This window comes from Paraburkholderia lebeckiae (assembly GCF_014201005.1).
GTDB classification, from domain to species: Bacteria; Pseudomonadota; Gammaproteobacteria; order Burkholderiales; family Burkholderiaceae; genus Paraburkholderia; species Paraburkholderia tuberum.
Map to the genome: position 1 here is coordinate 367198 of NZ_JACHDK010000006.1, position 19508 is coordinate 386705.

The 19508-nt window shown below is 65.2% G+C and carries 17 protein-coding genes; 1 reads left to right on the top strand and 16 read right to left on the bottom strand.

Going from position 1 to position 19508, the window contains the following annotated elements; translation table 11 throughout:
* Positions 1 to 12 precede the first annotated feature (12 nt).
* The gene (locus tag HDG39_RS14840; protein WP_090801953.1) at positions 13 to 495 is read left to right on the top strand and encodes a DciA family protein; all 483 of its coding nucleotides are present in this window, start codon (positions 13 to 15) and stop codon (positions 493 to 495) included.
* Between the two features lie 62 nt (positions 496 to 557).
* On the opposite strand, the gene lpxC is transcribed toward HDG39_RS14840, so the two are convergent.
* From lpxC to rsmH, 16 genes are all read right to left on the bottom strand, one after another.
* Positions 558 to 1475, bottom strand: coding sequence for a UDP-3-O-acyl-N-acetylglucosamine deacetylase (lpxC, locus tag HDG39_RS14845; RefSeq protein WP_184006596.1), 918 nt, complete (start codon positions 1473 to 1475; stop codon positions 558 to 560).
* Positions 1476 to 1761: 286 nt separating this feature from the next.
* Positions 1762 to 2265, bottom strand: a complete 504-nt coding sequence (locus HDG39_RS14850) for a peroxiredoxin (protein ID WP_018421882.1) — start codon at positions 2263 to 2265, stop codon at positions 1762 to 1764.
* 265 nt (positions 2266 to 2530) lie between these two features.
* Positions 2531 to 3733 (bottom strand): cell division protein FtsZ, encoded by a 1203-nt coding sequence (gene ftsZ / locus HDG39_RS14855; RefSeq protein WP_184006597.1) that lies wholly within the window; start codon positions 3731 to 3733, stop codon positions 2531 to 2533.
* Between the two features lie 116 nt (positions 3734 to 3849).
* Positions 3850 to 5082 (bottom strand): cell division protein FtsA, encoded by a 1233-nt coding sequence (gene ftsA / locus HDG39_RS14860; protein ID WP_008921172.1) that lies wholly within the window; start codon positions 5080 to 5082, stop codon positions 3850 to 3852.
* 27 nt (positions 5083 to 5109) lie between these two features.
* Positions 5110 to 5862 (bottom strand): cell division protein FtsQ/DivIB, encoded by a 753-nt coding sequence (locus tag HDG39_RS14865; protein ID WP_184006598.1) that lies wholly within the window; start codon positions 5860 to 5862, stop codon positions 5110 to 5112.
* Positions 5863 to 5885: 23 nt separating this feature from the next.
* Positions 5886 to 6827 (bottom strand): D-alanine--D-alanine ligase, encoded by a 942-nt coding sequence (locus tag HDG39_RS14870; protein ID WP_184006599.1) that lies wholly within the window; start codon positions 6825 to 6827, stop codon positions 5886 to 5888.
* 1 nt (position 6828) lies between these two features.
* A complete protein-coding gene (gene murC / locus HDG39_RS14875) occupies positions 6829 to 8232 on the bottom strand; it encodes a UDP-N-acetylmuramate--L-alanine ligase (protein ID WP_184006600.1) in 1404 nt (467 codons plus the stop codon).
* Positions 8229 to 9353, bottom strand: a complete 1125-nt coding sequence (gene murG, locus HDG39_RS14880) for an undecaprenyldiphospho-muramoylpentapeptide beta-N-acetylglucosaminyltransferase (RefSeq protein WP_018421888.1) — start codon at positions 9351 to 9353, stop codon at positions 8229 to 8231. Before murG ends, murC begins: the two co-directional genes overlap by 4 nt.
* The gene (gene ftsW / locus HDG39_RS14885) at positions 9350 to 10618 is read right to left on the bottom strand and encodes a putative lipid II flippase FtsW (RefSeq protein WP_184006601.1); all 1269 of its coding nucleotides are present in this window, start codon (positions 10616 to 10618) and stop codon (positions 9350 to 9352) included. The genes murG and ftsW overlap by 4 nt, the downstream gene beginning before the upstream one ends.
* On the bottom strand, positions 10615 to 12153 hold the full coding sequence (gene murD, locus HDG39_RS14890) for a UDP-N-acetylmuramoyl-L-alanine--D-glutamate ligase (protein WP_184006602.1): 1539 nt from the start codon (positions 12151 to 12153) through the stop codon (positions 10615 to 10617). The genes ftsW and murD overlap by 4 nt, the downstream gene beginning before the upstream one ends.
* Positions 12154 to 12178: 25 nt before the next feature.
* The gene (gene mraY / locus HDG39_RS14895) at positions 12179 to 13348 is read right to left on the bottom strand and encodes a phospho-N-acetylmuramoyl-pentapeptide-transferase (protein WP_018421891.1); all 1170 of its coding nucleotides are present in this window, start codon (positions 13346 to 13348) and stop codon (positions 12179 to 12181) included.
* Positions 13349 to 13365: 17 nt separating this feature from the next.
* On the bottom strand, positions 13366 to 14778 hold the full coding sequence (locus tag HDG39_RS14900; RefSeq protein WP_184006603.1) for a UDP-N-acetylmuramoyl-tripeptide--D-alanyl-D-alanine ligase: 1413 nt from the start codon (positions 14776 to 14778) through the stop codon (positions 13366 to 13368).
* Positions 14775 to 16337, bottom strand: coding sequence for a UDP-N-acetylmuramoyl-L-alanyl-D-glutamate--2,6-diaminopimelate ligase (locus HDG39_RS14905; protein WP_184006604.1), 1563 nt, complete (start codon positions 16335 to 16337; stop codon positions 14775 to 14777). The genes HDG39_RS14900 and HDG39_RS14905 overlap by 4 nt, the downstream gene beginning before the upstream one ends.
* The gene (locus HDG39_RS14910; protein WP_184006605.1) at positions 16334 to 18199 is read right to left on the bottom strand and encodes a peptidoglycan D,D-transpeptidase FtsI family protein; all 1866 of its coding nucleotides are present in this window, start codon (positions 18197 to 18199) and stop codon (positions 16334 to 16336) included. The genes HDG39_RS14905 and HDG39_RS14910 overlap by 4 nt, the downstream gene beginning before the upstream one ends.
* Complete coding sequence (gene ftsL / locus HDG39_RS14915) at positions 18196 to 18546, bottom strand: cell division protein FtsL (RefSeq protein WP_018421895.1); 351 nt, start codon at positions 18544 to 18546, stop codon at positions 18196 to 18198. Before ftsL ends, HDG39_RS14910 begins: the two co-directional genes overlap by 4 nt.
* On the bottom strand, positions 18543 to 19496 hold the full coding sequence (gene rsmH, locus HDG39_RS14920) for a 16S rRNA (cytosine(1402)-N(4))-methyltransferase RsmH (RefSeq protein WP_184006606.1): 954 nt from the start codon (positions 19494 to 19496) through the stop codon (positions 18543 to 18545). Before rsmH ends, ftsL begins: the two co-directional genes overlap by 4 nt.
* Positions 19497 to 19508 lie beyond the last annotated feature (12 nt).

Sequence of the window (19508 nt, forward strand, 5' to 3'; positions counted from 1 at the left end):
TCAATCCCAAACATGAGCCGTTTTTCGTCCTTTTCAAGGCCGCCGAAGCAGTTCGATCGGCGCCGTCCGCAACCGCTTGCCGAGGTACTCGGCCGCACGGACGCGTTCGCTGCGCTGCGCGCAGGCGTCGAGCAGATCGCCGCGCTCGAGAAGGATCTGCGCGAGCTGCTGCCCGATTATCTGGCGACGAGCGTCGAGCCTGGCTTCATCAAGGAGGGCGTGCTGGCCCTGTTCGCCGCGCACAACGCGCTCGCGGCGCGTCTGCGGCATCTGGAGCCGCGGCTGCTGGCGGATTTGCAGCAGCGCGGCTGGCCCGTGCAGGCGCTGAAGATTCGCGTGCGGCCGCAGCCGCTGAAAGAACCGCCGCCCGTAAAACAGGCGCGCATGACGCCGGCCGGTGCCGCCGCGCTGCAGGCGTTGAGCGAATCGCTCGAGCCTTCGCCGTTGCAGGAGGCGCTCGCGCGCATGGCCGCGCGGCATCGGCGCAATCGCTGAACGCTCGACAAAAAAACGGCCCCGAGGGGCCGTTTTTCATTTGCTTGCCTGTTACGCTGGCTTTATGCGAACGCAGTCTGCGTCTCGTACGCGAAGCCGCGCGGCGCCTTCTGCGGGTCGTCGAAAGCGACGATTTCGTATGAGTCTTCGTGCGCGAGCAGCTCACGCAGCAACGCGTTGTTCAGACCGTGGCCCGACTTGTACGCGGTGTACGACGCGAGCAACGGGTGGCCGACCACGTACAGGTCGCCGATCGCGTCGAGCATTTTGTGCTTGACGAACTCGTCGTCGTAACGCAAGCCGTCGTTGTTCAGGATGCGATACTCGTCGAGCACGATCGCGTTGTCCATGCTGCCGCCGCGCGCGAGGCCGAGCTCACGCATCATTTCCACTTCATGCGCGAAGCCGAACGTGCGGGCACGCGCGATTTCGCGCACGTACGACGTGTTGGCGAAATCCACTTCCAACGCCTGACCGGTTTTGTCCACGGCCGGGTGACGGAAGTCGATCGTGAATTTGAGCTTGAAACCGAAGTACGGATCGAGGCGCGCGAACTTGTCGCCGTCACGGATTTCGACCGGCTTCGTGACCTTGATGAATTTCTTCGGGGCGTTCTGCTCTTCGATACCCGCCGACTGGATCAGGAACACGAACGAACCCGCGCTGCCGTCCATGATCGGGATTTCCTCGGCGGTGACGTCGACGTAAAGATTGTCGATGCCAAGACCGGCGCAGGCGGACATCAGATGCTCGATGGTCGACACGCGCGCGCCGTCTTTCTGCAATACGGAAGCCAGACGCGTATCGCCAATCGCCATCGCCGACGCAGGAATGTCGACCGGCGTGGGCAAATCCACGCGCGAAAACACGATGCCAGTGCCCGGCGCCGCCGGGCGGAGCGTCAGATTGACTTTACGGCCGGAGTGCAGCCCGATGCCGACAGTCTTGACGATCGATTTAATTGTGCGCTGCTTCAACATGGTGGCATTCTGTTCGATTGAAAATCCTAATCGGGATTTTTTATTCCATAGCGCGAATTATACTCCAATCTCCAGACCAGCGTCTTTGCGGGGAACGTGACAATCTGTTTCGCCGCATTACCCACTGGGCTCAGCGACGGAAAGCGTGACGGGCCGATGCCCCGGAACGGAGGCGTTTCCGGTCATCGGCCCGCGTAACGGCCTGTCACAAAAGCGTCGTAATCACCGTTGCCGTAACGCCACGCGGCATAAGCGCGGGGTCGCGACGAAGGTGCGACGTCAGCAACTAGCTCAACGTGGCGAGAATACTCGCTGCATCGCTGACTTCGAATTTGCCGGCAGCCTCGACGTTCAGCGTCTTGACCACGCCGTCGTCGATCACCATCGCGTAGCGCAGGGAACGGATCCCCATGCCGCGCGCCGACAGATCCTGCTCCAGACCAAGCGCCCGTGTGAAAGCCGCACTACCGTCCGCCATCATGCGCACCTTGCCCGAGGTGTGCTGATCGCGTCCCCACGCGCCCATGACGAACGCGTCGTTGACGGACACGCACCAGATTTCGTCGATGCCGGCAGCGCGCAACTGCTCGGCATGCTCGACATAGCCCGGTACATGTTTGGCCGAACAGGTCGGCGTGAACGCGCCGGGCAATCCGAAGATCACCACGCGCTTGCCCGCCGTCTGCTCGCGCACGTCGAAGCTGTTCGGTCCGATCGTGCAGCCCGCCCGGTCGTCTTCGACGTACTCGAAGAGCGTCGCGTCGGGCAGCTTTTCACCTTCCTTGATCATGCTCAGTCCTTTGCATCGATGCGAAGCACGCTCGCACGTCCTCGTGTCGCAGTGAATTTCGGTTCGGCCCATTCAACTATAAGCCAACGCCGTTCGGCGCCAGTCACTTCGTCCGCTTCGCGAATCCGCAGAGGGCAGTTGCCCCTGCCGCGAATCAGACGATAAGCGACCTGCTTGCCGTTCACCCGCCACGCTCGTGCGTTCGTCCGCCAGCGCTGCGTCTGCGACCCTGCTCGCAACGCGGCAACGAAGCCTGCCCGTGCGCTCAGTCCGCCTGCTTGCGCAGGAATGCCGGAATGTCGTACGTATCGACGCCCTTTTCCTGCAGCGCCTGCACGTGCGAGGCTGCCGTGTCGCGCGACGTGCGCCACACCGCCGGCGTATCGAGCGCGCCGTAGTCGGCCGTGCTGGCGTGGCCTGCCGCCGGTGCGTACGCCGCATGCGCCATCGCGCCGATCGGCTGGTTGTCGGTGCCGGTGCGCAGCAGCGTCATCGGTGCAGATTGCTGCTTCTTCGCCGCGCGGCCGAGGCCCGTCGCGACGACCGTCACGCGCAGCGCGTCGCCCATCGCGTCGTCGTACACGGCGCCGAAGATCACCGTGGCATCTTCCGCGGCATAGCTCTTGATCGTGTTCATCACTTCGCGCGTTTCCGACAGACGCAGCGAACGGCTCGACGTGATGTTGACCAGCACGCCACGCGCGCCCGACAGATCGACGCCTTCCAGCAGCGGGCTCGCGACGGCCTGTTCGGCAGCGAGACGCGCGCGATCGACGCCGGCAACCGTCGCCGTGCCCATCATCGCCTTGCCCTGCTCGCCCATCACGGTCTTCACGTCTTCGAAGTCGACGTTGACGAGACCGTCGACGTTGATGATTTCCGCAATGCCCGCGACCGCGTTGTTCAGAACGTCGTCAGCGCACTGGAAGCACTTGTCCATCTCGGCGTCGTCGCCCATCACCTCGAACAGCTTGTCGTTCAGCACGACGATCAGCGAGTCGACGTGATCCTCCAGTTGCTGCGAACCGGCTTCCGCCACGCGCATACGCTTGCCGCCTTCGAATTCGAACGGCTTGCTGACGACGCCAACGGTCAGAATACCCATTTCCTTTGCGATCTGCGCGACGACCGGTGCCGCGCCCGTGCCGGTGCCACCACCCATACCGGCGGTGATGAACACCATGTGCGCGCCGCGCAGTGCGTCGGCGATACGCTCGCGTGCTTCCTCAGCGGCGGCGCGGCCCATTTCCGGCTTGGCACCCGCGCCCAGACCCGTGTTGCCGAGCTGGATCACCGCGGTGGCGCGCGAACGCGACAGCGCCTGCGCGTCCGTGTTCATCACGATGAAGTCGACGCCTTGCACGCCTTTGTTGATCATGTGCTGAACGGCATTGCCGCCAGCGCCACCGACTCCGACGACCTTGATGATCGTGCCGCTCGTTTCGGTTTCCAGCATCTGGAATTCCATGTTGCCTCCGTCAAGATAAAAAATTACTGCCACTCGGCGTTATCCGGCAGGAGATCGGGCAACCTCCTGTCGCGCACCGGCCGCCGGCACCAGCGCGAATTTCTCGAAACCTGTGGTCAGAAGTTGCCGAGGAACCAGTCCTTCATGCGCGAGAACACCTGTCCCATCGACCCCGACTGCACCGCAACCTTGCGCCCGCGCATGCGCTGCGAGCGTCCTTCGACGAGCAGGCCCATCGCCGTCGAATATCGCGGATTGCGCACGACGTCGGCGAGACCGCCCGCGTACTCCGGCACGCCGATGCGCACCGGTTTCAGGAAAATGTCCTCGCCGAGCTCGACCATGCCGATCATCATCGACGCGCCGCCCGTCAGCACGACGCCCGAGCTCAGCAGTTCCTCATAACCGGACTCGCGCACCACTTGCTGCACGAGCGAAAACAGTTCTTCGACGCGCGGCTCGATCACAGCCGCCAATGCCTGGCGCGACAGCGTGCGCGGACCGCGCTCGCCGAGGCCCGGCACTTCGATCATCTCGTCCGGATCGGCGAGCGCCTGCTTGGCGATGCCGTAGTCGACCTTGATGTCCTCGGCATCCGGCGTCGGCGTGCGCAGCGCCATCGCGATGTCGCTCGTGATCTGGTCGCCGGCGATCGGAATCACGGCCGTGTGGCGGATCGCTCCTTCGCTGAAGATCGCGATGTCCGTCGTGCCGCCGCCGATGTCGACCAGCACCACGCCCAGTTCCTTTTCGTCTTCCGTCAGCACCGCGAGCGACGACGCGAGCGGCTGCAGAATCAGGTCGTTCACTTCGAGGCCGCAGCGACGCACGCACTTGACGATGTTCTGCGCCGCGCTGACCGCACCGGTGACGATATGCACCTTCACTTCGAGGCGGATGCCGCTCATGCCGATCGGCTCGCGCACGTCTTCCTGACCGTCGATGATGAATTCCTGCGTGAGGATATGCAGCACCTGCTGGTCGGTCGGAATGTTGATCGCCTTCGCGGTTTCGATCACGCGCGCGACGTCGGCCTGCGTGACTTCCTTCTCCTTGATCGCGACCATGCCGCTCGAATTGAAGCTGCGGATATGGCTGCCGGCGATCCCGGTGAATACATTCGTGATCTTGCAGTCGGCCATCAGCTCGGCTTCCTCGAGCGCGCGCTGAATCGACTGCACGGTGGCTTCGATATTCACCACCACGCCCTTCTTGAGCCCCTTCGATTCGCTCTGGCCGAGACCGATCACCTCGTAGTGACCCTCGCCCTTCAACTCGGCGACGATGGCCACTACCTTCGACGTTCCGATGTCGAGGGCGACCAGCAGATCTTTATAGTCTTTACTCATAGCGTGCTCAGTGCGTGTGATGTCCGTTTACTTCTTGCCCTTGTCGGGTTCGCTGATGAAGCGCATGCCAGCGGCACGAATCGCGAAACCGTTCGGATAGCGCAAGTCCGCATTCTCGATATCCTTTCCCCAACGTTGCGTCACCGCGCTCCATGCCGCGGTCAGGCGCTTGCTGCGATCGGCCAGCGTGTCCTGATTGCGTTCGCGGCCCAACTCCACCTGCGTGCCGTTCGACAGCTTCACCGTCCACGCGTAGCGCGGCGACAGCGTCACTTCCTCGGGCGTCGCGTTGATCGCCGCGAACCACTTCTGGAAGTCGTGATAACGCGCGACGACTTCCTTCGCCGTACCGTCCGGGCCGTCGAACGCCGGCAGGTCTCCGTCGAGCTCGCCCTGGTTCGCGGTGAACAGGTCGCCGTCGACGCTCACCAGCTGATCGCTGCCCCACGTCCCAAGCGGCTTGTACTCCTCCAGCGTGACAGCCAGTGCGTTCGGCCATACGCGCCGTACGCTCGCGTGACGCACCCACGGCATCTGCTCGAACGCCTGCCGTGCGGCGTCGAGATCGACCGTGAAGTAGTTGCCCTTCAGTCGCCCTACCACGCCGGCGCGTACCGTCGGCGAATTGATGTGCTCGGTATCGCCGTCGATCTGGATCTCGCGCAGCGCGAAATTCGGGCGCTGGATCAGCCAGTAACCGCCCGCCGCCAGCAGCACGAGCACCAGCAACGCGTGCAGCGCGTTGGTGGCAAGATTGAGCTGGCGAACGTTGTTCCACATGGTGTCGCTTGCGGTTGCCTTGGTTATTCCTGCAGCGTCAGCGCCAACACGCCGACCACCAGTTCCTGATAGCTGATGCCGACCGCGCGCGCCGCTTTCGGCGGCAGCGAGTGATCGGTCATGCCGGGCGCCGTGTTCACTTCGAGGAAGTACGGCTTGCCTTCGCCGTCGAGCATGAAGTCCGCGCGGCCCCAGTCGGTGCAGCCGAGCACGTCGAACGCGCGGCGCGCGAGTACCTTCAGGCGCGCTTCCTCTTCAGCGCCGAGACCGCACGGAATCAGATACTGCGTGTCGTTGGCGACGTACTTCGCGTGGTAGTCGTAGAACTCGCCGGCCGGCACGATGCGGATCACCGGCAGGTCCAGATTGCCGGCGATGCACGCGGTGTACTCGCCGCCGCCTTCGATGCTCTTCTCGACCACGACGATACGGTCGTACTTCACGGCTTCGATCAACGCGGCCGGCAGCGCGTCCGCGCTCTTCACCTTGATCACGGCGACACTCGAACCTTCGCTCGCCGGCTTCACGAACAGCGGCAGACCGAGCTTCGCGACGATCTCCTTCGCGCGCGCTTCGTAGTCGTCGCCGCGCAGCACCGCTTCGAACGGCGGAGTCGGAATGCCGAGCTGCTGCCACACGAGCTTGGTGCGGAACTTGTCGAGACCGAGCGCCGAGCCGAGCACGCCGCTACCGGTGTAACGGATGCCATAGAAATCCAGCGCGCCCTGGATCTGGCCGTTCTCGCCGTAGCCGCCATGCAGCGCGTTGAACGCGCGCACGAAGCCTTCATCCTTCAACGCGGACAGCGGACGCTCGGCGGGATCGAATGGATGCGCGTCGACGCCGGCGTCGCGCAGACCCTGCAACACCAGGCGCCCGGAATTGAGCGACACCTCGCGCTCGGCGGAATTACCGCCGAGCAGCACCGCCACCTTGCCGAATTGTTTAGGGTCGATACTGCTCATCTCACACCTTCAGTTCCTGGGCGAGACGAACCGGCACACCGCCGATCGAACCCGCGCCCATCGTAATCACCACATCGCCGTCGCGCACCACCGTGGACAGCGCGTCCGGCACTTCATCCACCGTATCGACAAACACCGGCTCGACCTTGCCCGCGACGCGCAGCGCGCGCGCCAATGCGCGGCCGTCGGCGGCGACGATCGGCGCTTCGCCGGCCGCATAGACTTCGGTCAGCACGAGCGCGTCGACGGTCGACAGCACTTTCACGAAATCCTCGAAGCAATCACGCGTGCGCGTGAAGCGGTGCGGCTGGAACGCCAGCACCAGACGCCGGCCCGGAAATGCGCCGCGCGCCGCCGCCACCGTGGCGGCCATTTCGACCGGGTGGTGACCGTAGTCGTCCACCAGCGTGTAGGAGCCCGCGCCCTGGCCGTCGCTGAGAACCGGCACCTCGCCATAGCGTTGGAAGCGTCGGCCGACCCCGTTGAAATCCGCGAGCGCTCGCTGGATATCGGCATCTCTCACTTCAAGTTCAGTCGCAATTGCAATTGCGGCCAACGCGTTTTGCACGTTGTGCTCGCCCGGCAGGTTCAACGTGACGTCGAGCGGCGCCGCGTCTTCGCGCATCACGGTGAAATGCATGCGGCCTTCGCGAGCTTCGACGTTGACCGCGCGTACCTGTGCATCGGCCGCGAAACCGTAGCGGATGATCGGCTTCGACACGAACGGCAGGATCTCCTTCACGTTCGGATCGTCGACGCACAGCACCGCGATGCCGTAGAACGGCAAACGGTGCGTGAATTCGATGAAGGCCTGCTTCAGACGCGCGAAGTCGTGACCATAGGTGTCCATATGATCGGCGTCGATGTTCGTGATGACCTCGATCACCGGGAACAGGTTCAGGAACGACGCGTCCGATTCGTCCGCCTCGGCGACGATGAAGTCGCCGGTGCCGAGGCGCGCATTCGCGCCCGCGCTGATCAGCCGGCCGCCGATCACGAAGGTCGGATCGAGCCCGCCAGCGGCGAGCACGCTCGCGACCAGCGACGTGGTCGTGGTCTTGCCGTGCGTGCCGGCAATCGCGATGCCCTGCTTCAAACGCATCAACTCCGCGAGCATCACCGCGCGCGGCACGATCGGAATGCGGCGATGACGCGCGGCCAGCACTTCCGGGTTGTCGCTGCGCACCGCGGTCGACACCACCACCGCGTTCGCGCCTTCGATGTTCTCCGCCGCGTGCCCGATCGAAATGCGCGCGCCGAGCCCAGCGAGGCGCTCGGTGACCGCGTTGCCCGACAGGTCCGAGCCGCTCACCTGATAGCCGAGATTGACGAGCACTTCGGCGATGCCGCTCATGCCCACGCCGCCGATGCCGACGAAATGAATGTGTTTGACGATGTGTTTCATTGCTTTCCTTCTGGGCTCACGCCCGCCATCGAACCCGCGGCCGCCACCGTCGCGCAGATCTGCGCGACCTGTTCGGTGGCATCCGGTTTCGCGAGCGAGCGCGAACGCTCCGCCATTTCCGCGAGACTTTCCCGCGTCTGGCTGCGCAACCAGTCGGCGAGCTTTTCCGCCGACAGATCGCGTTGTTGCACGACCAGCGCCGCGCCGTTGTCGGCGAGGAACGCTGCATTAGTGGTCTGGTGATCGTCGACCGCGTACGGGAACGGCACGAACAGCGCCGCGACGCCGACCGCCGAGATCTCCGACACGGTCATCGCGCCCGAGCGGCAGATCACCAGATCGGCTGCTTCGTAGGCGCTCGTCATGTCGTCGATGAACGGCACGAGCGAGACATCCGCACCAGCCTGCAAACCAGCCGCCGCGTAGTTCTCGCGCAGCGCGTCGATATGCTTCGCGCCCGCCTGATGCACGATGCGCGGTCTCTCGTTGGAGCCAAGCAGCGCGACGGCGCGCGGCACGACTTCGTTCAACGCCGCGGCGCCGAGACTGCCGCCCACGACGAGCATGTTCAGCGGACCATTGCGCTGCGCGTAGCGTGCTTTGGGTGGATTCGCCCGCGCAAGTTCCTCGCGAATCGGATTGCCGGTCCATTCGCCGTGCGGCAGTGCATCCGGAAACGCGACCAGCACGCGCTTCGCGAGTTTTGCGAGCACCTTGTTCGCGAGACCGGCGATCGAATTCTGTTCGTGCAGCACGAGCGGCCGGCCGCTCAGCGCGGTCATCAGACCGGCCGGGAACGTGATGTAGCCGCCCATGCCGAGCACGACGTCGGGCTTCACGCGACGCAGCACGCTCAAACTCTGCGTGCACGCGCGCAGCAGATTCACCGGCAGCATCAGCTTGGTCTTCAGACCTTTGCCGCGCACGCCGCCGAAGCGGAGGTACTCCATTGGAATGCCGTGCTTCGGTACCAGCGTCGCTTCCATGCCCGCGGGGTTGCCGAGCCACACGACTTTCCAGCCCCACGCCTGCATCAGATGTGCGACCGCGAGCCCCGGGAACACATGTCCCCCGGTGCCGCCGGCCATCACCATCAACGTGCGTTGTGGCAGAGCCGTCATACCTTGCCCCCGCGCATCAGCACACGATTTTCATAGTCGACCCGCATCAGCACCGCGATCGCCACGCAGTTCAGCAAAATGCCCGAACCGCCGTAGCTGACGAGCGGCAACGTCAGGCCCTTGGTCGGCAGAAGACCGAGGTTCACGCCCATGTTGATGAAGGTCTGCGCGCCGAACCAGATGCCGACGCCCTTCGCGACCAGACCCGCGAACGTGCGATCGAGCGCGAGCGCCTGACGGCCGATCTCGAACGAGCGGCGCACGATCCAGTAGAACATCAGAATCACTACCAGCACGCCGACGAAACCCAGCTCCTCGCCGATCACCGCGAGAATGAAGTCCGTATGCGCTTCCGGCAGATAGTTGAGCTTCTCGACGCTGCCGCCGAGACCGACGCCGAACCACTCGCCGCGCCCGAAGGCGATCAGCGAGTGCGTCAACTGATATGCCTTGCCCTGCGCGTAGCGATCGTCCCACGGATCGAGGTACGCGAAGATCCGCTCACGACGCCACGGCGACGCCCACACCAGCAGCGTGAACGTGCCCACCGCGGTCGCGACGAGCCCGCCGAACAGCTTGCCGTTCACACCGCCGAGGAACAGCACGCCCATCGCGATCGCCGCGATCACCATGAACGCGCCCATGTCCGGCTCGAGCAGCAGCAGCATGCCGACGAGACCGACCGCGACCGCCATCGGCAGAAAGCCCTTGGCGAAGCTGTGCATGTATTCCTGCTTGCGCACCGTGTAGTTCGCCGCGTAGATCGTCACCGCGAGCTTCATGATTTCCGATGGCTGCATGTTCGTGATGCCGAGCGGAATCCAGCGGCGCGCGCCGTTCACGCCCTTGCCGACGTGCGGAATCAGCACGATCACGAGCGCGACGAGCGAGATCAGGAAGAGCTTCGGTGCGTACTTGTCCCACGTCGAAATCGGAATGCGGAACGACGCGACGCCGACCGCCGCGCCCATCAGCACGAAGATGATCTGGCGCACGAGGAACGCCCAATCGCGATACGACGCGTACTTCGGCGAATCGGGCATCGCGATCGACGCCGAGTACACCATCACGACGCCGAGCCCGAGCAGCGCGACGACGACCCACAGCAGCGAGTGGTCGTAGTCGAGCATACGCGAGCGCAGCGGCCGCACGCCGTTGACTGCGCTCGCGAGACCACTGCCGCCGGTGCGGGTGGTGGACGTGCGCGCGGCGGCGCCGTTGCCGCCGGCGGCTTCGCGCGAGCCGAAACGTTCCGACCAGCTCATATCATCGTCCCCCGTTCGGCCGCGATATCTTCGACCGTGCTGCGGAATACCGCCGCGCGGTGGGCGTAACCCTTGAACATGTCGAAGCTCGCGCACGCGGGCGACAGCAGCACCGCGTCGCCGGGCTGCGCGAGCGCGCCGGCCGCGCGCGTCGCGTCTTCAAGAGTTGCGTGATCGGTCATCGCGACGCCGCAATGTTCGAGCGCCGCGCGAATCTGTGGCGCGTCGCGGCCGATCAGCATCACCGCGCGGCACCAACGCATCACCGGTGCGGCGAGCGGCTCGAACTCCTGACCCTTGCCGTCCCCGCCGGCGATCAGCACGACGCGCTGCGCGAGACCGTCGAGCGCGGCGACCGTCGCGCCGACGTTGGTGCCCTTGCTGTCGTCCACATAGTCGATACCGTCGATCGACGCGATCAGTTCCACGCGATGCGGCTCGCCGCGATATTCGCGCAGGCCGTGCAAAAGCGGCGCGCCGGGCAGGCCGATCGCACGTGCGAGCGCGTACGCGGCCAACGCGTTGGCCGCGTTGTGCAGGCCACGGATGCGCAGTGCGTCGGCGGGCATCAGACGCTTCAACGCGATGTCGGGCGTTGCGGCTGCTTCGTTCTTGCGACGGCGCTTCGGCGTCGGCGCCCCGAAGGAAGTCCCCTTGGGGGACTCGTCGCTCGCGTCGCGATCTTGCGCTTCGACGAGCCACACCATGCCGTTGTCGCGCAAGAGGCCATAGTCACCGTCGTTCTTCGGCTCGGTCACGCCGAACGTGACGAGCTCCGCGTCGCCGCTTGCAGGCGCGAGCGCCATTACGCGCGCGTCGTCGCGGTTCAGCACGCGCACCGTCCGTGTACCGAAGATGCGGCCCTTCGCGGCCGCGTACGCGTCGAGTCCGCCGTGCCAGTCCAGATGATCCTGCGTGATGTTGAGCACGGCCGCCGCGTCCGGCGTAAACGTATGCGAGGTCTCCAGTTGGAAGCTCGACAGTTCGAGCACCCACACGTCGGGCAGCGCGGTCTGGTCGATCGCTTCGGAAAGCTTGTCGAGCAGCGACGGGCTGATGTTGCCCGCCACCGCGACCTTCTTGCCCGCGCGTTCGCACAGCAAGCCGGCGAGACTCGTCGTCGTGGTCTTGCCGTTCGTGCCGGTGATCGCGACCACCTTCGGCGCGTAGCCGGACTCGCCGAGCGTGCGCAGCGCCTGCGAGAACAGTTCGAGCTCGCCCCACACCGGGATGCCCTGCTCGCGCGCCGCCGTGATCAGCGGCAGCAGATCGGCGGCCAGCGGCGACAGTCCCGGGCTGATCGCGACCAGCTCGACGCCTTCGAGCAGCACCGGCGAAAACGGACCGCCGACGAAATCGGCATCGACGCCATGCGCTTCGAGCGCGGACAGGTTCGGCGGCACTTCGCGCGTATCGGCCACGCGCAGCCGACAGCCGTGCCTGGCGCACCAGCGCGCCATCGCGAGACCGGATTCACCCAGTCCCAGCACGAGCACCATCGGCTTTTGCCGATCCCGAAACTTCTCGCCGAACATCGCCTGCTTCCTTAAATACTGCTGCTTAACGCAATTTGAGCGTGGACAAACCGAATAGGCACAACATCAACGTGATGATCCAGAAACGCACGACCACCTGCGTTTCCTTCCAGCCCGACAATTCGAAATGGTGATGCAGCGGTGCCATCTTGAAGAACCGCCGCCCTTCGCCGTAACGGCGCTTCGTGTATTTGAACCACGTGACCTGCAACATCACCGACAGCGTTTCCGCGACGAAAATGCCGCCCATGATGAACAGCACGATTTCCTGACGCACGATCACCGCGACCGTGCCGAGCGCGCCGCCGAGCGCGAGCGCGCCGACGTCGCCCATGAACATCTGCGCCGGGTGCGTGTTGAACCAAAGAAACGCGAGACCCGCGCCGCCCATCGCCGAACAGAAGATCAGCAATTCGCCGGCGCCGGGAATATGTGGGAACAGCAGGTATTTCGAGTAGACCGAACTGCCCATCACGTACGCGAACACACCGAGCGACGCGCCGACCAGCACGACCGGCATGATCACGAGGCCGTCGAGGCCGTCGGTCAGATTCACCGCGTTGCTGGCGCCGACGATCACCAGGTACGTCAACACGATGAAGCCCCACACGCCGAGCGGATAAGTGATTGACTTGAAGAACGGCAGCAACAGGTCGGCGCGCGCGGGCAGGCCCATCGACAGACCGCTGCGCACCCACGCCATGAACAGGTCGAACACGCGCACGTTGCTCGCCTCGGACACGCTGAACGCGAGATAAACCGCCGCGAACAGGCCGATCACCGATTGCCAGAAATACTTCTCGCGCGATGACATGCCGCGCGGGTCCTTGTAGACGACCTTGCGGTAATCGTCGACCCAGCCGATCACGCCGAAGCCGAACGTGACGAGCATCACGATCCAGATGAAGCGGTTGGTCAGATCGGCCCACAGCAGCGTGGCCACGGCGATGCCGAGCAGGATCAGCACGCCGCCCATCGTCGGCGTGCCCGATTTGACGAGGTGAGATTGCGGGCCGTCCTTGCGAACGGCCTGGCCGACCTTCATCGCGGTCAGCTTGCGAATGACCGCCGGGCCGCAGACGAGCCCGATCAACAACGCGGTGATGGTCGCCATCACCGCGCGAAACGTCAGATAACTGAACACGCGCAAGAAGCTTGCGTCATTCTGCAGCCATTGCGCCAGCGCCAGTAGCATGCCTGGATCCTTCTATTTCAATGTGCAGCGGGCGTCGTGCCCGCGGCGTTGGGTTGTGGACTCGTAACGGCGTCCACCACGCGCTCCATCTGCATGAAGCGCGAGCCTTTCACGAGAAGCGTTGCGGCAGCGCCGAAGCCGGCCTGCTGCAGTTGCGCGACCAGCGCGCCGACATCGGCGACGTGGTGCGCGCCCGCACCGTATGCGGTGCAGGCGTCGCGCGAGGCGTCGCCGATCGCATACAGCGCGTCGATACCGCGCTCTTTCGCATACGCGCCGATTTCGCGGTGAAACGCCGCGCCGTGGTCGCCGACTTCGCCCATGTCGCCCATCACGAGCACACGCGGCGATTCACGTGACGCGAGCACGTCGATCGCGGCGCGCATCGAATCGGGATTCGCGTTGTAGGTGTCGTCGATCACGGTTGCGCCCGCGAGCGTGCCGAGCACGGCCTGCTTGACCTGCAGACGACCCTTCACCGCGCCGAACGATTCGAGGCCGCGCTGGATCGCGTCGAGCGACACACCCGCTGCCAACGCGGCGGAGGCCGCCGCGAGCGCGTTGTGCGCGTTGTGATTGCCAAGCACCTGCAGCGTGACGTCGAGATGACCTTGCGGCGTGTCGATAGACAGACGCTTGCCGTCGAACCTGCCCTTCACCGCGGCTTCGGTCGTGCGCTCCGCGCTGTTCAACGCGAAATCGATGATGCGACTGCCGGTCGCGGCGACGCGCCAGATGCTCGCGTATGCGTCGTCGGCGGGGAATACCGCCGTGCCTTCCGGCGACAGCGCGTGAATCACGCTCGCATGTTCGAGCGCGACCGCCTCGACGGTCGCCATGAATTCCTGGTGCTCGCGCTGCGCGTTGTTGACGACCGCAACCGTCGGCTCGGCGAGTTTCGCGAGCAGTTCGGTTTCGCCCGGATGGTTCATGCCGAGTTCGACCACCGCGAGCCGATGCGCGGCATGCAGACGGAACAGCGTGAGCGGAAGGCCGATGTCGTTGTTGAAATTGCCCGCGGTCGCGAGACGCGCATCCGCGCCGACCGCGGCCGCGAAGATCGAGGCGATCATTTCCTTGACCGTGGTCTTGCCGTTGCTGCCCGTGACCGCGACGAGCGGCAGGTCGAACTGACGACGCCAGCCGCGCGCGAGCGCGCCGAGCGCTTCGCGCGTATCGGCGACGCGGATCGCGGGCACGCTCCAGCTATCCGGCGTGCGTGCGACGAGCACCGCCGCGACGTTGCGCTCGGCGACTTGCGGCAGGAAGTCGTGCGCGTCGAAACGGTCGCCCTTGATCGCGATGAACAGATCGCCGGGGCCGGCGCTGCGGCTGTCGGTCGACACGCGCTCGAAGCGCACGCTGTCGTCGCCGGTAACGCTCGCGCCGGGGACCTGCGCGGCGGCGGCACGTAGCGAGAACATGTTCATTCGCCACCTCCGCGTGTTTGTGTTGCCCGCGCGGCGAGCGCGAGGCGGGCGTGGTCCTGATCGGAGAAAGCGCGTTTCTTGCCCATGATTTCCTGTGTGGCTTCGTGCCCCTTGCCGGCCAGCACGATCACGTCTTCGCGCGCGGCGCCGCGGATCGCCTGCAGGATCGCGCTCGCGCGGTCCTCGATGCGGCGCGCCTTCGACGCATCCTGCATGCCCACGGAAATTTGCTCGATGATCGCGAGCGGATCTTCGCTGCGCGGGTTGTCGCTCGTCACGACGACGTTGTCCGCGAGCCGCTCGGCGATCGCGCCCATCAGCGGACGCTTGGTCGCATCGCGGTCGCCGCCGCAGCCGAACATACAGACGAGTTCGCCGCCGCGCGCGGTCGCGATCGGCCGGAGTGCTTCGAGCGTTTTTTCGAGCGCGTCGGGTGTGTGCGCGTAATCGATCACGACGAGCGGCTCGTCGTTTTGCAGTCGGCCGCCCAGACGCTGCATGCGGCCGTTCACCGGTTCGAGCTTCGCGAGTTCGGCGAGCGCCGCGTCGAACGGCACGTCGGCGGCGAGCAGCACGCCGAGCACCGCGAGCAGATTGCCGACGTTGAAGAGGCCGAGCGTTTGCACTTCGACTTCGGCGTTGCCCCAGTCCGAGGTGCTCAGATGAAACGCGGTGCCGGTCACGGTGGCACGCACGTTCGATGCAGTGAGCCACGCGTCGGATTGCGGCGTGCAGTTAGCGTCGGCGTCGCCATGCTCGCCCTCGATGCCATACGCGATCGTGCGCGCGTGACTACGCGTGCTCGCGAGCAAACGCCGGCCGGCGGCATCGTCGCGATTGATCACGGCCGCGCGCAGCTCGGGCCAGGCGAACAGACGCGCCTTGGCGGCTTCATAGGCCTCGAACGTGCCGTGATAGTCGAGATGGTCCTGCGTCAGGTTCGTGAACACCGCGATGTCGAAAGCAGTGCCGTTCACGCGCCCCTGGTGCAGCGCATGCGACGACACTTCCATCGCCACCGCCTGCGCGCCCGCGTCGCGCAATTGCGCGAGGCTGCGTTGCAATTGCGGTGCGTCGGGCGTCGTGAAGCCGGTGTGCACGAGTTGGCCGACGAGCCCAGTGCCGAGCGTGCCGACGATCGCACAGCGCGTGCCGCGCGCGGACAGCGCCGCGGCGACCCACTGGCTGCACGAGGTCTTGCCGTTCGTGCCGGTGATGCCGACCGCGAGCATCGCGTCGCTCGGATCGCGATACCACGCGCTCGCGATCGTGCCGGCGAGTTCGTTCAACGCCGGCACCGCGTGGGCGACCGACGCATCGAGCGTGCCGCTGAAGCCTTCGGGTTGCACGAGCACGGCGGCCGCGCCACGCTTGATGGCCGCGTCGATGAATGCGCGGTTGTCCGCGCCATCGACCGCGTACGCGAAGAACGCGTCGCCGGCCGCGAGCGAGCGCGTGTCGGCGTGCAGATGCGCGCCTGGCTGCACGTGCGCGTGCAGCCAGGCGAGGGCGTCGGCGATCTGCCGGTGCGCTGGATGTTGCTCGCGCAGCGCGCTCATCGCTCGACTCCTGGATGATTTTTCGGGTTGGCGGAAATGGTCATCTTCTTCACGCCGGGGCTCGTCGACAGCTTCTTCACCACGGGCGGCGTGGCCGGCGCGCCGGGCGCGGGCGGCGCCGAATCGTCGGACACGACCATCTGCTTGACGGGCATGTCGGGCGGCACGTTCAGCGCGCGCAGCGTATCCCCGGCGATGCCCGAGAACACCGGGCCCGACACCTGGCCGCCGAAGTGGCTACCGGCCGTCGGCTCGTCGACCGACACCGCAACGACGATGCGCGGATTCGGCATCGGCGCCATGCCGACGAACGAGGCACGATATTTGGAGTGGTCGTAGCCGTGCGGACCGTGCTTGTACGCGGTACCGCTCTTGCCGCCGACGCGATAGCCGGGCACCGCCGCATCCGGCGACGTGCCTTGCGGCGACACCACGGTTTCGAGCATCGCGCGCACTTCACGCGCGGTGGTCGGCGAGAAGATCTGCGGACCGGTGGCCGGCTGGTCGCCCGGCGTATGGAAAATCGTCACCGGCATGATTTCGCCGTCGTGCGCGATCGCGGTGTACGCGCGGCCGAGCTGGAACAGCGACACCGACAGGCCGTAGCCGTACGACATCGTCGCCTGCTCGATGCGGCGCCAGCTCTTCCACGGACGCAGACGGCCCGCCGCCGCGCCCGGGAAACCGACCTTCGGCGCCTGGCCGAGACCGATGCTCGTGTACATGTTCCACATCTCTTCGGGCCGCAGCTGCATCGCGATTTTGGTCGCGCCGATGTTGCTCGACTTCTGGATCACGCCGCCTACCGTCAGCACGCCGAAGCCGCTGTCGTCGGTAATCGGCGCGCCGTCGAGTACGAAGTGGCCGTTGCCCGTATCTACCAGTGTAGTCGGCGTCACCCGGTGCAGATCGAGCGCGAGCGACACCGTGAAAGGCTTCATGATCGACCCCGGCTCGAACGTGTCGGTCAGGATGCGGTTGCGCAGCTGGTCGCCGGTCAGGCGCGAGCGGTCGTTCGGGTTGTAGGTCGGATAATTGACGAGCGCGAGCACTTCGCCGGTGCGCACGTCGATCACCATCGCCGCGCCGGCCTTCGCCTTGAATTTCTCGACTGCCGCTTTCAGGTTCGTATAGGCGATGTACTGGATCTTGCTGTCGATCGACAGATCGACGTCCTTGCCGTTGTGCGGCACGACCTGTTCGTCGACGTCCTCGATGATGTGGCCCATCCGGTCCTTGATCACGCGACGGCTGCCCGACATGCCCGCGAGCAGCTTCTGGTCGCCGAGCTCGACGCCTTCCTGGCCCTCGTCCTCGACGTTCGTGAAGCCGATCAGGTGAGCGGTGATCTCGCCTTCCGGATAGAAGCGCTTGTACTCGTCGCGCGAGTAAATGCCGGGGATGTCGAGCGCCGCGACTTTTTCTGCGACGTCGACCGGCACCTGACGCTTCACGTAGATGAAGGTCTTGTCTTCCGACAGCTTCGAGCGCAATTCCTTGGTGGTCATGCCGAGCAGTTTGCCGAGCGCGTCGAGCTTGTCGGCGCCGAGGTCGTCGGGCACCGATTCGGGAATCGCCCAGATTGCACGCACCGGCAGACTCGTGGCGAGCACGAGGCCGTTGCGGTCGAGAATCTTGCCGCGCGTGGCCGGCATGTCGATGCGGCGCTGATAGCGGATCTCGCCCTGCTTCAGATAGAACGCGTTGCCCGGGCCCTGAATCCAGAACGCGCGCGCGGCGAGCGCGACGAACGCCATGAACAGCAGGAACACGACGAGCTTCGAGCGCCACATCGGCAGGCGCACCGACAGAATCGGATTGGCCGAAAACGCAACGCTCTTGTGGGCCGACGATTTTTTCATCGCGTGGCTCCGCGACGGGTCGCGACCGGCGCCGAGGCCGGCGCGGAAGTCGGAATGGGTGCGTCGATCGCCGTCGCGGCACCCGGGGCGAGCGTCAGGTACTGGGTGCGGCCCGTGATGACCGATTGCATCTTCAGCGAGGCGGTGGCGAGTTGCTCGATGCGCGACGTTTTGGACAGCGCGCTCTGCTGATATTGAAGCTGCGAATAGTCCTGCTGCAGCTGACGCTCCTGCGACTGCGCGCGCTGCAGCTGGATAAAGATCTGACGCTGCTGATTGGTCGCGTTGACGACCGACAAGGCACAGCCCATCACGATGATCAGCAGGAAAATATTGAGGCGGTTCATGGCGCGATCCGCTCCGCCACGCGCATCACGGCAGAGCGGGCGCGCGGGTTGTCGGCGACTTCAGCGTCGCTCGCGAAGACGCGGCCGATGATCTTGAGCGGAGGGCTCGGCAGGTCGACCGCGCGGATCGGCAGGCGGCGGTCGACCGCCGGCGTGCTTGCGTGCGCCTGCATAAATCGCTTGACGATCCGGTCCTCGAGCGAATGAAAGCTGATGACCACCAGCCGCCCCCCTTGTTCCAACAACGACAACGCTGCGTCTAGAACGACTTGCAGCTCCGCAAGCTCTTGATTGACGTGAATCCGTATAGCCTGAAAGGTGCGGGTTGCCGGGTCCTTGCCCTTCTCACGGGTTTTGACGACGTTAGCCACGATTTGGGCAAGCTCGCCCGTGCTGACGAGAGGCCCAAGACGGTCGGACTCTGCCCGGCGAGCAACAAGCGCCTTTGCAATCTGAAAAGCAAACCGTTCTTCCCCATAATCTCGTATCACCTCCGTCAATTCCTGCACCGTGGCCCGCGCGAGCCAGTCAGCGGCGGACTCGCCGCGCGTCGGGTCCATCCGCATGTCGAGCGGGCCGTCGGCGCGGAAGCTGAAGCCCCGCTCCGGATCGTCGACTTGCGGCGACGACACGCCCAGATCCAGCAACACCCCCGACACACGCCCTACCCCGCGCTCCGCCATCGCGGCGCGCAGTGAAGCAAAACTTTCGTAAACGATGGCAAAGCGCGGATCGGCGATCTTCTGCGCCGTCGCGATCGCGAGCGGATCTTTATCGAACGCGATCAGCCGCCCTGCTTCACCGAGCCGTTCCAGCACGAGGCGGCTATGGCCGCCACGGCCGAACGTGCCGTCCACATACGTGCCGTCGGCGCGCGTGACCAGCGCATCGACCGCTTCGTTCAACAGCACCGTGCGATGCTGCAATTCGTTTCCCATCGCAGAAGCCATATAAATGAGCCG